The sequence below is a fragment of the Streptomyces sp. NPDC093149 genome, from assembly GCF_044754145.1.
Lineage (GTDB): Bacteria > Actinomycetota > Actinomycetes > Streptomycetales > Streptomycetaceae > Streptomyces.
On record NZ_JBIVON010000002.1, the window covers coordinates 465,932 to 480,543 of the forward strand.

Annotated in this window: 11 protein-coding genes; 6 read left to right on the plus strand and 5 right to left on the minus strand. The window is 72.3% G+C overall.

Annotated elements, in window-relative coordinates; translation table 11 throughout:
- The 4 genes from ACIQCZ_RS08625 to ACIQCZ_RS08640 form a co-directional block, all read right to left on the minus strand.
- Complete coding sequence (locus ACIQCZ_RS08625) at positions 1-882, minus strand: carbohydrate ABC transporter permease (RefSeq protein ID WP_402281258.1); 882 nt, start codon at positions 880-882, stop codon at positions 1-3.
- Between the two features lie 79 nt (positions 883-961).
- Positions 962-2,299, minus strand: a complete 1,338-nt coding sequence (locus tag ACIQCZ_RS08630; protein ID WP_402280772.1) for an ABC transporter substrate-binding protein — start codon at positions 2,297-2,299, stop codon at positions 962-964.
- Positions 2,300-2,365: 66 nt separating this feature from the next.
- The gene (locus tag ACIQCZ_RS08635) at positions 2,366-3,589 is read right to left on the minus strand and encodes an ROK family protein (protein ID WP_402280774.1); all 1,224 of its coding nucleotides are present in this window, start codon (positions 3,587-3,589) and stop codon (positions 2,366-2,368) included.
- 284 nt (positions 3,590-3,873) lie between these two features.
- The gene (locus tag ACIQCZ_RS08640; RefSeq protein WP_402280776.1) at positions 3,874-4,938 is read right to left on the minus strand and encodes a mechanosensitive ion channel family protein; all 1,065 of its coding nucleotides are present in this window, start codon (positions 4,936-4,938) and stop codon (positions 3,874-3,876) included.
- 364 nt (positions 4,939-5,302) lie between these two features.
- Between ACIQCZ_RS08640 and ACIQCZ_RS08645 the strand changes: the two genes are divergently transcribed.
- Positions 5,303-5,839 carry an HNH endonuclease gene (locus ACIQCZ_RS08645; RefSeq protein ID WP_402280777.1) on the plus strand — a complete coding sequence of 179 codons (537 nt, stop codon included), beginning with the start codon at positions 5,303-5,305 and terminating at the stop codon, positions 5,837-5,839.
- A 202-nt stretch (positions 5,840-6,041) separates the two neighbouring features.
- Here ACIQCZ_RS08645 and ACIQCZ_RS08650 read toward each other — a convergent pair whose 3' ends face one another.
- Complete coding sequence (locus ACIQCZ_RS08650) at positions 6,042-9,065, minus strand: beta-N-acetylglucosaminidase domain-containing protein (protein ID WP_402280778.1); 3,024 nt, start codon at positions 9,063-9,065, stop codon at positions 6,042-6,044.
- A gap of 311 nt (positions 9,066-9,376) precedes the next feature.
- On the opposite strand from ACIQCZ_RS08650, the gene ACIQCZ_RS08655 reads away from it, so the two are divergent.
- The 5 genes from ACIQCZ_RS08655 to alc all read left to right on the plus strand — a co-directional run bounded on the left by ACIQCZ_RS08655 (position 9,377) and on the right by alc (position 14,567).
- Complete coding sequence (locus ACIQCZ_RS08655) at positions 9,377-9,649, plus strand: hypothetical protein (protein ID WP_402280780.1); 273 nt, start codon at positions 9,377-9,379, stop codon at positions 9,647-9,649.
- Complete coding sequence (gene malQ, locus ACIQCZ_RS08660) at positions 9,650-11,899, plus strand: 4-alpha-glucanotransferase (RefSeq protein WP_402280782.1); 2,250 nt, start codon at positions 9,650-9,652, stop codon at positions 11,897-11,899.
- A 145-nt stretch (positions 11,900-12,044) separates the two neighbouring features.
- Positions 12,045-12,275 (plus strand): hypothetical protein, encoded by a 231-nt coding sequence (locus ACIQCZ_RS08665; protein WP_351078307.1) that lies wholly within the window; start codon positions 12,045-12,047, stop codon positions 12,273-12,275.
- 173 nt (positions 12,276-12,448) lie between these two features.
- Positions 12,449-13,372, plus strand: coding sequence for a LysR family transcriptional regulator (locus ACIQCZ_RS08670; RefSeq protein ID WP_402280783.1), 924 nt, complete (start codon positions 12,449-12,451; stop codon positions 13,370-13,372).
- Between the two features lie 55 nt (positions 13,373-13,427).
- Complete coding sequence (alc, locus tag ACIQCZ_RS08675; protein WP_402280784.1) at positions 13,428-14,567, plus strand: allantoicase; 1,140 nt, start codon at positions 13,428-13,430, stop codon at positions 14,565-14,567.
- Positions 14,568-14,612: the final 45 nt, after the last annotated feature.

Genomic DNA, 14,612 nt, shown 5'->3' on the forward strand with positions numbered 1-14,612 from the left:
TCACTCACCTGCCTGGATCAGCCCGCTGCGGCGCCGCATCAGCAGTGCGGTGAACGCCATCGCGAGGACGAAGAGAACGAGCGCGACCACGCAGGCGGAGCCGTAGTCGAAGCGCTGGAAGCCGAGGTTGTAGACGAGCTGCGGTAGCGTCAGTGTCGACTTGTCGGGATAGCCCGGCTCGAACTGCTGCCCGGATCCGCCCATCACACCCGAGGCGACCTTCCCCGCCACGAGTGGCTGGGTGTAGTACTGCATCGTCTGGATGATCCCGGTGACCACGGCGAACATCACGATCGGCGAGATGTTCGGCAGGGTGACGAAGCGGAACCGCTGGAACGAGGACGCCCCGTCCAGCTCCGCCGCCTCGTACTGCTCCTTCGGTACGTCCAGCAGCGCGGCCATGAAGATCACCATCAGGTCCCCCACGCCCCACACCGCGAGCGCGGTCAGCGCCGGCTTGGACCAGGTGGCGTCGGTGAACCAGCCCGGCGTGGGCAGCCCCAGATCGCCGAGGATCGAATTGACCGGCCCCGTTCCCGGGTTGAGCAGGAAGACGAAGCCGAGGGTCGCCGCGACCGGCGGGGCGAGATACGGCAGGTAGAACAGGGTGCGGAAGACCCCGGTACCCGTCTTGATCCTGGTGATCAGCAGCCCGACACCGAGACCGAACACCACCCGGCAGGTCACCATGACCACCACCAGCCAGAGCGTGTTGCGCAGCGCGGGCCAGAACAGCGGATAGTCGTCGAAGACGAACGACCAGTTCTTCAGCCCACTGAATTCAGGGGCCGCGAAACCGTCGTAGCTGGTGAAGGAGAAATAGAGCGTGGAGATCAGGGGGTAGGCGAAGAAGACGCCGAACCCGATCAGCCACGGCGACATGAAGGCCGCCGTCCGCAGCGCCGACCGGCGGCGCTTCGAACGCAGCGTGTACGTGCCCGCACGTGTGCTCATCGTTGTTCTACTTCGCCTGTGCGATGGCCGCGTCGATTTCCTTGGCGGTCTTCTCCAGACCCGCCTCGATGTCCGTCTGCTTGCCCTTTTCGATGTCGAATCCGAGGTTCTGCAGGGACACCAGGTACGCGCCGCCGTTCACCGAGGGCGGGGTGGTGGTGCTGTTCGGGTTCGCGGCGATGTCCAGGAACGTCTTGAACCGCGGGTCGTACTTCAGCTTCGGCGACTTCAGCGCCTCCAGCGTGGACGGCACATTGTGAATGGCGTTGGCGAAGCCGACCACCGCGTCGGTGTCGGTCGTCATGAACTTCACCAGCTCCCACGCCGCGTTCTGCTTCTGCGAGGTGGCGGCGATGCCGGCGATGGTGCCGGTCAGATAGCCCTTGCCGTAGGTGTCGGCCTGGTCGTCGGCGACGGGCATCGGGGCGACCCCGATCTCGAACTTCGGCTTGGTCTCCTCGGCCATCCCGAGCCGCCACTCGCCGTCCAGTTGCATGGCCACCTGGCCGGTGTGGAACGGGTGCTTGGCGCCCCACTCGTCACCGAACGCCGTGCGGTAGTTCTCCAGCCTCTCGTAGCCGCCCAGGTCGTCGACCAGCTTCTTCTGGGCGGCGAGCATGGTGGCGAACGCCGGGTCCTCGGCGATGTTCGACTTGCCGTCCGCGTCGAAGTACTTCGGGTCCCAGCTGCCGAGATAGTGCTCGGTCGTCGACTCGTAGCCGTGGTAGTTCGGCATGAAGCCGAGCTGCTCGTACGAGTCGCCCTTGGTCTTCGTCAGCTTCTTGGCGTCCCTGGCGAACTCCGACCAGGTCTTCGGCGGACCGCTGATGCCGGCGGCCTCGAACGCGTCCTTGTTGTAGTAGAGGCCGTACGCGTCACCGAGCAACGGCACGGTGCAGCGCACCCCGTCGAACTGCGTGTACTCGTTCATCGCCTTCGGGAAGGTCTTGTCCGGGTCGATCCCGTCCTTCTTCAGGAAGGGGTTCAGATCGACGAACGCCTTCGACGAGCAGAACTTGCCGACATTGTTCGTGGTGAACGACGAGACGACGTCCGGGGCGTTCGAACCGCCCGCCCGCAGTGCCTGGTTGATCTTGTCGTCGGTCATGTTTCCGACGATCTTCACATGGATATTGGGGTGCGCCTTCGTGAAGGCGTCGACCGTGGCCTTGATTCCCGCGACCTCGTTCGGGGCACTCCAGCCGTGCCAGAAATTGATGGTCGTCTCCTTGGACGCGTCATCATTGGCACCGGAGTTGCTCTGGCCCGTACAGGCGGAGGCGAACAGCGACAGCGCGGCGGTCGCGGCGAGCGCGACGGCCGACTTCCGGCGGTTTCCGGACATGGCAGTGTCTCCCGATGAAGGTGGGGAAGGAGCAGGGCGAGGGGGAAGGAAGCGGTGGAGCGGGGGTCAGCGCGACGTGTCGAAGACTTCGTCACGGGTGGTGGCGAGCGCGCTCTCCAGCGCGCCGCGCAGTACGGGGCGGTGCGTCACCTCACCGGTGATCAGCCGGGGCCGGGAGGCGGCCAGCTCGACGAGTTCCGACTCGACCCGCCCGCGCAGCTGTTCCCCGCCGGCGGCGAGCAACTCACCGGACAGCACGACGAGTTCCGGGTCCAGCACGGCGATCATGGAGGCGAGGCCGGTCGCGAGTCCGGTGGCGAACTGATCCAGCAGCCGGGGGTACGGGCCGTTCTCGCCCGATTCCGCGGCCTCGGCGGCCCGGGTGACGAGCCGGGCCGCGACCTCGTGATGCGTGCCCGAGGCCCGGCTCAGCTCGTCGTCGATGCCGAGCTCCCTGGCCAGCCGGGACAGCACCTGGGCGCCCGCCAGCTCCTGGAACCCGCCCGCGTTCACCTTGGTGACCTGGCGGACCAGCGGGGCCCCCGGCACCGGGAGGAAGCCGACCTCGCCGGCGCCACCGGTGAAGCCGCGGTGCAGCCGCCCGTTGATGACGAGGGCGGCACCGAGCCCCTCCTCGTTCCACAGCAGGACGAAGTCGTCGTGCCCGCGCGCCGCGCCGCGCCGTTGTTCGGCCACCGCGACCAGGTTCACGTCGTTCTCGTACTCGACCGGCATCGGCAGGAAGGCCGCCAGTTCGTCCAGCAGCGCGGGGGAGTGCCAGCCGGGCAGGTGCGAGGCGTAGCGCAGCCGCCCGGTACCGGGGTCGAAGGCACCCGGAGTGCCGATGACGACACGGTGCACATCGGAGCGGGTGAGCCCGGCGTCCTTGACCGCCCCGTCCAGCGCGTCCGCCACCTGCCGCACCACGGAGTCGGCGCGCCGCCCCGGGGTGCGCAGCTCGAACTCCCCGACCGTCTCTCCGGTCACATCGGCGACGGCGGCCAGGATCCGGTGGGCGCTGACATCCAGCCCCGCGACATGGGCGGCCCGCGCGTTCACCGCGTACAGCTGGGCATTGGGCCCCGGCCGCCCCGCCACGGTCCCGGTCGCGACGACCAGGCCGGCCGCCTCCAGCCGCGCCAGCAGCTGCGACGCGGTGGGCTTGGAGAGCCCTGTCAGCTTGCCGATCCTGGTCCGGGACAGGGGTCCGTGCTCCAGCAGCAGATCGAGGGCGGCCCGGTCGTTCATGGCTCGCAGAACGCGAGGGGTACCCGGTGTGGTTCCGGCCATGAGCACTGCACCTGCCCTCTGTTAGGAAAGTTTCCTATTCGGTGAGAGGACGGTATGCGCACGTCACCGGGCCGTCAATGGGCAGCGCTCCGGTGGCTACCAAAGCGTTACCTGGGGTGCGTGCCGAATGCGGGGGTTCTTGCCGGTGCCTTACCAACCAGGTTAAGGAGGAACCGAGTTGCGGTCACGCCGCCTCGCTCACGGACATATGGGTGAGGGGCGCCCCGCAGACGGCGCGGGGCGCCCCTCACTCGTCCGGCCGAACGCGCACGGCCCGGCCGGTCCTACTTCGAGAGGTTCGCCGGGGGGATCGGAGTCGTGGCCAGGGACTGCGGGGAGGTCGCCGAGGCGTACGCGGACGGGGCCGCCATCGCGGCCGTCGGATCGGCCGCCGAAGGCTCGTCCGCCGGGGCCGGGACGCCGCCGACCATCCGGATGCCCGCCTCGTCGAAGGCACGCTTGATCCGCCAGCGCAACTCGCGCTCCACGCTCAGCGCCTTGCCCGGCATCGTCTTCGCGGTCAGCCGGACCGTCATCGAGTCCAGGAGCACGGAGTCCAGGCCCAGGATCTCCACCGGGCCCCACAGCCGCTCGTTCCACGGGTCCTCCTTGGCCATCGCCGCGGCGGCCTCGTCGATGACCGTACGGACCTTGTCGAGGTCCTCCGTGGGGCGCACCGTCACATCGACGCCCGCCGTCGACCAGCCCTGGCTGAGGTTGCCGATCCGCTTCACCTCGCCGTTGCGGACGTACCAGATCTCGCCGTTGTCGCCGCGCAGCTTGGTGACCCGCAGACCCACCTCGATGACCTCGCCGGCGGCGACGCCCGCGTCGACCGTGTCGCCGACGCCGTACTGGTCCTCCAGGATCATGAAGACACCGGAGAGGAAGTCGGTGACCAGATTGCGGGCACCGAAACCGAGCGCCACACCGGCCACACCGGCGGAGGCGAGCAGCGGGGCCAGATTGATCTGGAAAGCGCCGAGGATCATCAGGGCGGCCGTGCCGAGGATCAGGAACGACGCGACGGAGCGGAGTACCGAACCGATCGCCTCGGAGCGCTGACGACGACGTTCCGCATTGACCAGCAACCCGCCCAGCGCGGTGCCCTCCACCGCCTGGGCGCTGCGGTTCATCCGGTCGATGAGCTTGGTGAGAGCACGGCGGATCGCGATGCGCAACACGACCGCGACCGCGGCGATGAGCACGATGCGCAGACCGGTGCTCAGCCAGGTGGACCAGTTCTCCTCCACCCAGCCCGCGGCGTTGCCGGCCTGCTCGGCGGCCTCGTCCAACGAGGTCCCGGCCCCGGGTGACGGAGTTGCGGCCAACAGGGCGGACAGGGACACGGTGGAACCTCCAGGTGGGCGACGGCGGACCAACCACACTAACGGGGCATCGGGAGTGCTCCATTGCCGTGAGCAGGGGGCACACACGTCCAGGAAGGGTGAAACGGGAGCGGGGAAGAGGTATGGGGGCGGGGCCCGTACGGGTGGCGTGTGGCCGATCGCACACCGGGCGGGGCCGTCCCGGCCGGGGCCCCGAAGCGCCTGCTCCGCCGGGCAGGGACGGTGTTCGCCCCGGCGGGCGCGGAAAAATCCTCCCGGCCCGTTACCCGCACGTGGTGGCGCTTCGACCAGGCGTGAGGAGAAACTGAGATCGGATCGTCCCGGCGCGAGCCACGCGCCGCCGGCGTACAAGGAGGCATCCATCGTGCCGCATGTCCTGGTTCTCAACGCGTCGTACGAGCCGCTCGGCGTCGTACCGCTCCGCCGCGCGCTCGTCCTCGTGCTCGAAAACAAGGCCATCTGTCTTGAGGAGTCGGGCGCCTTCATGCACAGTGCCACCCGGGTCGTTCCGGCCCCCAGCGTCGTCCGCCTGAAGCGGTTCGTACGGGTCCCCTACCGGGGGCCCGTCCCACTGACCCGCAGGGCGCTGTTCGCCCGGGACGGGGGGCGCTGCATGTACTGCGGCGCCACCGCGACCAGTGTCGACCACGTCATTCCGCGCAGTCGCGGCGGACAGCACGCCTGGGACAACGTGGTGGCGGCCTGCCGCCGCTGCAATCACGTCAAGGCGGACCGGCACCTGCCGGAGCTCGGCTGGCGGCTGCACCAGCAGCCCGCCCCGCCGACGGGCCTCGCCTGGCGCATCATCGGGACGGGACATCGCGACCCGCGCTGGTTGCCGTACTTGCAACCCTTCGGCGCGGACGACGCCATGGCCCGGATCGACGGCATATCAGCCTGAGGGATCCGGGCCTCTGTCGTCCCCGGGGCCGTACCGAAGCCTTCGGGGACGACGGAGGCGCGCCGCCGCGGCGGTCCGTCCCGGTGCGCGACAGCGAGCAGGCCTTCCACGCCCTGCGGCCCCGTCCCGGACGCCGCGTGAGGCCGCTCGCCGGTCCGCGCTGCGTCGTGTGCCGGTCCGCGCTGCGTCGTGCGCCGGGGCGTTACTCCGTCGGGGCGACGGCGTACGCCTGGACCGACCAGAGGGAGTAGCCGAACTCGGTGGCCCTGCCGTCGCCCTGGATCCTGAGGTAGCGGGTGTCCTTCGCGTCCATCCGGACCGACTCGCGCCCGCCCCGTCCGTCCCGCACGGTCGCCGCCGTGCGCCAGTGGCGGCCGTCCGCGGAGACCTGGACGCGGTAGCGGGAGGCGTACGCGTCCTGCCAGTGCAGCACCACCCGGCCGAGCCGGGCCGGCCGCGGCAGTTCCGCCTGCCACCAGGCGCCGTCCTCGGCCGGTGAGGACCAGCGGGTCGCCGGATCACCGTCGGAGGCGGCCGACGCCGGGAAGTCCGGGGTCTCGTCGCCGGACGAGGACGCGGTGGCGGTGCGCACCAGGTCGGGGCCCGCCGTGCGCGGGTACGCCCGGACGGTGAGCGTGCTGCGCTCTTCACCGAAGCTGAACGGCACCTCGTACTCACCGGCCGGGGTGTCCGCGGGGACCGTGATCTCGACGGGAACGTCGGTGCGGGAGCCGCGCGGCACCCTCGTCTGCTTCGGCATGCTCACCTCGATGCCCTCGGGCGCCCGCGCGGTGAGCGCGCCGCGCACCTCGGCGGGGCGCCGGGCGGCCAGCCGCGCCTCGACCCGCTGCGGTGCGCCACCGATCTCGGCGTCCGTCTCGTTGCGCGCCAGGTCGAGCCGGGCGGCGGGCTCGTCGCCGAACCAGGGCACGAGCGCGCGCACCTGCGGGGTCCGGGGCGAGGCGTTCCCGGGAGTGCCGGTTCCCGTCCGGCCGCCCGGGACGAACGGCGACCTCGGGCCCGTGACCACCGACGGCACGGACGGGCCGCCCACGGGCCAGCTGATCCGGATCGCGTCGGCCCGCAGCCCCCTGGCCGGCGTCTGGGTCCAGCCGGTCGCCGACAGGTCGCCGAGGCGGCGCCAGCCCTCGCCGGGCACATGGGCCTCCAGCGTCGCACCGGCCACCGAGCCGCCGGGCACGGTCATCGCCGTCACGGTCTCCACCGGGCGCGAGCGGTTCAGCCGGACCGTATGGCTGCCCGGGGCCTCGGTCACCGTACCGACGCCGCGGTCCGCGCCCGTCCAGGCGTCCGCCTCCTTGCGCACCCGGTCCAGGAACGGGCCCAGCACGCCCGCGCCGACTGTCGCACCGCTCGCCTTCGTGGCCCCGCGCACCGGCTCCAGCGCCAGCGAAGCCCGCCAGGCCGCGGCACCGTCACCGCGCGACTGGGCCTCCAGCAGATCGACGGCCAGTTCGCCCGCCCGACCGTACCGGGACAACTGCTCCGTCCACGGCCGCACCTCGTCGTCGAGGCGGCCGTCGCCCACCGCCTTCAGCCGCTGCGGGGTCTCCCGCATCACGGTGAAGGCCTCGCGCAGCGCGCGCGCCGCAGCGGCCCGCGCCGTGGCGTCGGTCGTCGCACGGGACTTCCAGAACGCGGCCAGCAGCGGCCGCAGATACGCCGACTCGTCGCCGCCCAGGACGGACGCCGCGCTGTTCCCGGCCAGCGCGCGCAGCGCGTCCCCGGTGCGGGCGTCGCCGCCCGCCAGATCGTCGATCGCCGCCTGCCAGGATTCCCGCGGCCGGTAGCCCTGAGGGTTCCAGGCGAAGTCGGCGGCGGTGAACAGCGGAATGCGGGATGCGGACGACTGCTCCATCGCATTGGCGAGCAGCGCCGCGGAGCCCGCCGCCACCGCCGGGTCGCGGCCGGTGTACGGGCCGAGGAAGATGCGGTCCTGCGCGTAGTCGTTGACCGGGTAGTTGTCCATCGTGACCAGCGGATGCCGGAACGCGGCACGGGCACCGGCCAGTTCCTCGCCGGTGATGGTCCGCGGCACGACCCCGACACCGGTCCAGGCGATCTGGACCCGGTCGTCCAGTTCCTCGGCCAGCGCCGTGCGGTAGTCGGTCGCGCCGTCCTGGTAGAACTCCGTCGGCATCACCGACAGCGGCTCCGCCCCCGGATGACGGTCCGCGAGATGCCGCGCCACCTCGCTCGCCACCCGTGCCTGCGCGCGGGCCGCCGCCTCGGGGCCGCTGCCGAAGGCGTCGGCGTCGCCGTCGCAGTGCCACTCGCTGTAGCTGACGTCCTGGAACTGCAGCTGGAAGGCGCGCACCCCCAGTGCCCACATCGCGTCGAGCTTTCGCGTCAGCGCCTTCACGTCGGCGTCGGACGACATGCACATGGCCTGTCCGGGGGCGACGGCCCAGCCGAGCGTCACATGTTCGGCGCGGGCCCGCTCGGCCAGCGCCCGGAAGTCGGCGCGCCGGTCGGCGGGGTACGGGTCGCGCCAGCGGGCCTGCCGGTACGGGTCGTCGCCCGCCGCGTACAGATACCTGTTCTGCTTCGTACGCCCCATGAAGCCGATCTGCGCCAGCCGCTGCGCCCGGGTCCACGGCTGCCCGTAGAAGCCCTCGGTCATCCCGCGGACGGCGGTGCCGGGCCAGTCCTTGACGGTGACCCCGGCGACGCCTCCGTCCCGGATCAGCTGACGCAGCGTCTGCACACCGTGGAAGAGGCCGTCCTCGCCGACGCCCTCCACGGCGACGGTGTCCCGGCCCGCGAACCGGCCGACCGCGAGGCGGTAGCCGCCGGAGGGCAGATCCGCGCGCTCGGGAGCGCGCAGCGTGCGCAGGGCGTCCCGGGCGCCGTCGCCGTCGAGCCGGATGACGGGGCCGCGGCCCGGCAACGCCTCGTGGACGGTCCGTACGCCCGCGTCCCGCAGGACCTGCCGCAACGCGTCCACGGCGAACGGATCGGCGTGCGCGTCGGCCACGAGCGTGACCTCGCCGGCGAGCGGCACGGACGGCCCGGACGCCTTGACGGACCGGGGGCGGGGCCACACCGGGGGCACGGCGCCGTCGTCGGCACGGTCGGGCGTGGTGACGGTGGGGGAGCCGGGCGCCGACGGGGCCGCGACGGCGGCCGGAGTGCCCGTGGAGAGCAGACCGCCGAGTACGGCGACCGCGACGGCCGTTGCCTGCTTTCCGCGCCTGAGCCGCATAGCTCTTCTCCCTCGCTTCCCTCGCACGGGCTCCGAGCCCACCACCCGCGCGCGAGGGTGTCAATGCAGGGGGTTGTTGTGCCGCAAATGCCCGATGCGGCAGGTGGGGTGAGGGATGGCCGGGAGCCGGCGGTGACGCCAAGGATGACGCCGAATGGCCGAAAAGAGCGGACAACTTACGGAGAACCGGCCGCCGGGGAACGGAATGTGACCCAGGGCACGTTGAACTCGTTGTGGTAACGCCTACGTCTGCGGTCGAACCCGCTGGGTAGGCGCGCTGTGTCCTGTTCCGCCACGGCCAGGAGGCCGCCATGCCCGCTGCCGCGCAGCTCCTGCTCTCCGCCCTCTCCAAACAGGCGTCCGGTCCCGCCCCGCTGCCCGCCGCCTTCCCGGGCCCCGCGACCGGCCCCGGCCCGCTGACGAGCGAGCCGCCGCTCGCCGACGCGATACCCCTCACCAGCGAGCCGCCGCTCGCCGAAGCCACGCCGCTGACCAGCGAACCTCCTCTCGCCGTCAACGCCCCGCTGACCAGCGAACCGGCCTCGTCCGGCAACGCGTGGGGCATGGAGTCCCCAGGAGTCTGAATGGGCCTGTCCCGGCTCGCCGCGCTGCACGGCGTCGCCACTTCCTACTCCCCGTCCGCCGATGTCACGGTGGCCGTTGCCGACGACACGGTCGTCGCCGTGCTCGCCGCGCTCGGGGTGGACGCCGCCACGCCCGAAGCCGTACGGGAATCACTCGCCGCCGCCGAGTCCTCGGCCGCGGCCCGGCTGCTCCCGCCGACGCTGGTGGTGTGGGCCGGGGAGCCGCTGCCCCGGGCCCTGACCGCCCTGCCGCCCGGCACCGTGCTGGACATCGGACCGGAGGACGCCGGATCGCCCCCGCCGCCGCGGATGAGTGTCCGGTCCGGCCGGCCGGAACCGGCCGTTTCGGGACGGGCCGCCGTCGACGCGGGCGCGGGCACGGACGGGAACACGGCCGCGGACGCGGGCGCCGGGCCGGGCGCGGATTCCGGCACCGGCGCGGGTGCCGGGTCGGGTGCGGGTGTGTCCCCGACCCCCGCCTGGTGGGCCGAACCACCGCTCGGGGTGCACCGGTTGAGCGTATGCGTACCGGACGGCCGGGAGGCGAGCTGCACGCTCGTCGTCGCCCCGGCCCGGGTGCCGCAGCCGCCCGCCCGCACCCACGGCTTCCTCGTCCAGCTCTACTCCCTGCTCTCCGCACGCTCCTGGGGCATGGGAGACCTCGGGGACCTCGCGGATCTCGCCGCCTGGTCCGGGCGGACCCTCGGTACCGGATTCGTCCAGGTCAACCCGCTCCACGCCGCCGTGCTCGGCGACCCCACCGACCCGTCCCCGTACCGCCCGTCGTCGCGGCGCTTCCCCGACCCCGTCCATCTGCACGTCGAGTCCGTCCCCGAGTACGGGCACGTGCCGGACCGGGGCGCGCTCGACGATCTGCGGCAGGACGCGGCGACCCTCGGCGACACCGTCCTGAACAAGGGCGCCCTGATCGACCGGGACGCCGTCTGGGAACTCAAGCGCCAGGCCCTCGAACGCGTGGTGGACGTGCCCCTCACACCGGGCCGCCGTGCCGCGTACTGCGACTTCCTGGCCGAGCAGGGACAGGCCCTGGAGGACCACGCCCTGTGGTGCGCCCTCGCGGAGGTGCACGGCTCCGACTGGCACAGCTGGCCGGCCGCGCTCCGCGATCCCCGCTCCCGGGCGACCGCCCGCGCCCGCCGCGAGCTGATGGACCGGGTCGACTTCCACTGTCGGCTCGCCTGGCTGACCGACAGTCAGCTGGCCGCCGCCCAGCGCGCCGCCCTGGACGCCGGAATGGCCGTCGGCATCGTCCACGACCTCGCCGTCGGAGTGCACCCCGGCGGCGCCGACGCCTGGGCCCAGCAGGACGCCCTCGCGCACGGCATGTCCGTCGGCGCACCCCCGGACGCCTTCAACGCCCACGGTCAGGACTGGGGCCTGCCGCCCTGGCGCCCCGACGCCCTCGCCGCGTCCGGCTACGCCCCGTTCCGCGGGCTGCTGCGCGGACTCCTCGCCCACGCGGGAGCCCTGCGCATCGACCACGTCATGGGCCTGTTCCGGCTCTGGTGGGTGCCCGAGGGGCGTCCGCCCACCGAGGGAACCTACGTCGGTCACGACGCCGAGGCGATGCTCGCCGTCCTCGTCCTGGAGGCGCACCGGGCCGGCGCGGTCGTCATGGGGGAGGACCTCGGCACCGTCGAACCGGGGGTGCGCGAGGCGCTGGCGCGGCGCGGCGTGCTCGGCACCTCCGTGCTCTGGTTCGAACGCGACTGGGCGGGCTCCGGGCGCCCCCTGCCTCCCGAGGAGTGGCGCGAGGGCTGCCTGGCCACCGTCACCACGCACGATCTGCCGTCCACCGCCGCCCGGCTGACCGGCGACCACGTGCGACTGCGCCACCGCCTCGGCCTGCTCGCCGGCGGCCTCGCGGAGGAAGTGACGGCCGACGCGACCGACACCGCAGAGTGGCTGGGGTATCTCGCCCGGCTCGGTCTGCTTCCGGAGGGGGAGGGCGACGAGGAGGGGGCCGTCCGCGCCGTGCACCGCTTCCTGCTGCGCACCCCCGCCCGCATGGTGGGAGTCTGGCTGCCCGACGCGCTCGGCGACCGCCGCCCGCAGAATCTCCCCGGAACCTGGGACCAGTACCCCAACTGGCGTCTGCCCGTGGCCGACGCGGAAGGCCACCCCGTCGCCCTGGAGGAGCTGGCCGTCGCACCCCGTCTCCACCGGCTCATGGAGGCCCTCGCGCCCCGCGTGGCACCCCCGGAGTCCCGGCCGGAACCCCGCCCGTGACCTCGTACAGCACCCCCGGAGTCCCGGCCGGAACCCCGCCCGTGACCTCGTACAGCACCCCCGGAGTCCCGGCCGGAACCCCGCCCATGACCTCGTACAGCACCCCGGGCGCGCGCCCGTTCCCGGCGTTCGCTACGTTTGGACTGTGGACAAGAAGAACGCTATGCGCGCCGGCGCCGTCGCGGCCGGAACGACGCTGATGATGCTGCTCATGTCGTCCCCCGCGCTCGCGCTCACCCGCGACGCCGGTGACGACCCCGGTCCGGGCCTGAGCGCGATGGAGACCATCGGTCTGTACGTCGTGGCCCCGATCGCCCTGTTCGTGGTCATCGCGGGCCTGGTCATGATCTTCGACAAGTCCAAGAAGCAGGCCTGAGGGCAGTCCCTCAGGGAGAAGCCGGAGATCCCGGCCGGGCGCGCGCCACACTCTGCGGCACGCCCCCGGCACCGGGGCCCGTCCCGTGTGCGCCGCAGGTACCCCGTACCGTGCGGCGCACAGGCGTGTCCGGGCCCGGATGCCCCGTCCCGGGGCCCGGGTAGGTTGCGGCCATGATCGAGTGGGACGTCAAGAAGCTCCGTATCCTCCGCACCCTGCGTGACCGGGGCACGGTCACCGCGACCGCCGAGGCCCTGCTGATGACCCCGTCCGCGGTCTCGCAGCAGCTGTCCAACCTGTCGGGACAGCTCGGCGTACCGCTGCTGGAGGCGCAGGGCCGGCGGGTCCGTCTCACCGACGCCGCGCATCTCGTGCTGCGCCACGCCGAAGCCGTCTTCGCCCAGCTGGAGCGCGCCGACGCCGAACTGACCGGTTATCTGCGCGGCGAGGCCGGAGAGGTGCGGATCGGGGCGTTCTCCACGGCGGTGCCCGCCCTCGTCGTGCCCGCGATCCAGCGGCTGCGCGCCGAGGAACGCCCGGGACCGGACGTACGGGTGCGGGAGGCGGAGGCCGCGCAGGCGTACGAACTCCTGGTCGCCGGTGAGGTGGATCTCGCGCTGTCCCTGGCCGCGCACGCCCCGACGGCCCGCGATCCCCGGTTCGCCGTGCTGCCCCTGCTGGCGGATCCGCTGGACGTGGCGCTGCCCGCGGATCACCACCTTGCCGCGGCCCCCGCCCTCAGACTGGCGGACCTGTCCGGCGACCCCTGGATCTACGGCGGCTCCGGACCCTGGTCGCAGATCACGACGGCCGCCTGCGAGGCCGCCGGATTCGTGCCCGAGCAGGCGCACAGCGCCTCCGGCTGGACGGCGATCCTGGCCATGGTCGAGGCGGGCATGGGGGTCGCCCTGATCCCGCGCATGGCGTCGGCGGAACGGCACAGCCGGGGTGGTGTGGTGATGCGCGCCCTCGAAGCCGATCAGCCGCGACGCCATGTGGTGGCGGCCGTACGACAGGGGGCCGAGCAGGGGCCGGCGGTGGCTCGAGTTCTGGCGGCGCTCACCGGAACGGCCAAATCGTTAAGCTCGGCTGAATAAATAATGCAAAAACTTTCGATGGACCTAATGGGTCGTTCGTCGCGACAGTGGACCCATGACCTTCGACGAGAACGAGAACCAGCAGGAGAACCCCCACGCCAACGACGCGGCCCCGTACGGCGGTGGTGACCCGTACGCCGACTACCGCGCCACCGACCTCCCCTTCACCGAACTCGTCGACCTCGCCGACCGTCGGCTCGGCGCGGGCGTGATCGCCGCCAACGACGAGTTCTTCGCCGAGCGCGAGAACCTCCTCGTCCGGGAGCGCGCGGTCTTCGACCCCGAGCACTTCGGTCACAAGGGCAAGATCATGGACGGCTGGGAGACCCGCCGCCGACGCGGGGCGGACGCGGCCCACCCGTTCCCGGCCCCCGAGGAGCACGACTGGGCCCTGATCCGCCTAGGCGCCCCCGGCATCATCCGCGGCATCGTCGTCGACACCGCCCACTTCCGCGGCAACTACCCGCAGCGCGTCTCGATCCAGGCCACGGCCGTCGAAGGTTCGCCGAGCCCCGCCGAACTCCTCGCGGACGACGTGAAGTGGGAGGAGATCGTCCCGCCGACCCCGGTACGCGGCCACGCCGCCAACGGCTTCGAGATCACCGGCGGGCGCCGCTTCACCCACGTCCGCCTCTGCCAGCACCCCGACGGCGGCATCGCCCGCCTCCGCGTCCACGGCGAGGTCCTCCCCGACCCGTCCTGGCTCGCCACCCTCGGCACGTTCGACCTGATCTCGGTCCTGAACGGCGGCAGTTACGAGGACGCCTCCGACCGCTTCTACTCCTCGCCGACCCAGATCATCCTGCCCGGCACCTCCCGCAAGATGGACGACGGCTGGGAGAACCGCCGCCGCCGGGTCCGCGACACGAACGACTGGGTCCGATTCCGCCTCCCCGCCCAGGGCGCGGTCCGCGCGGTCGAGATCGACACGGCCTACCTCAAGGGCAACGCGGCCGGCTGGATCGCCCTCCAGGGCCGCAACGGCGAGACCGGCGAGTGGTTCGAGATCATCCCCCGCACCAGGCTCCAGCCCGACACCCTCCACCGCTTCCCCCTGCGCGCCCAGGCGATCGTCACCCACGTCCGTCTCGACGCCTTCCCGGACGGCGGAGTCGCCCGGATGCGCCTGCACGGAAGCCTGACGGAGACCGGCGCCGCCGAGCTGACCCGGCGCTACGAGGAGTCGGGTGCGTAAGGCCTGCACCAGGCCGTAGGGCCCCTGCGGCGGATCGGGGCCGGA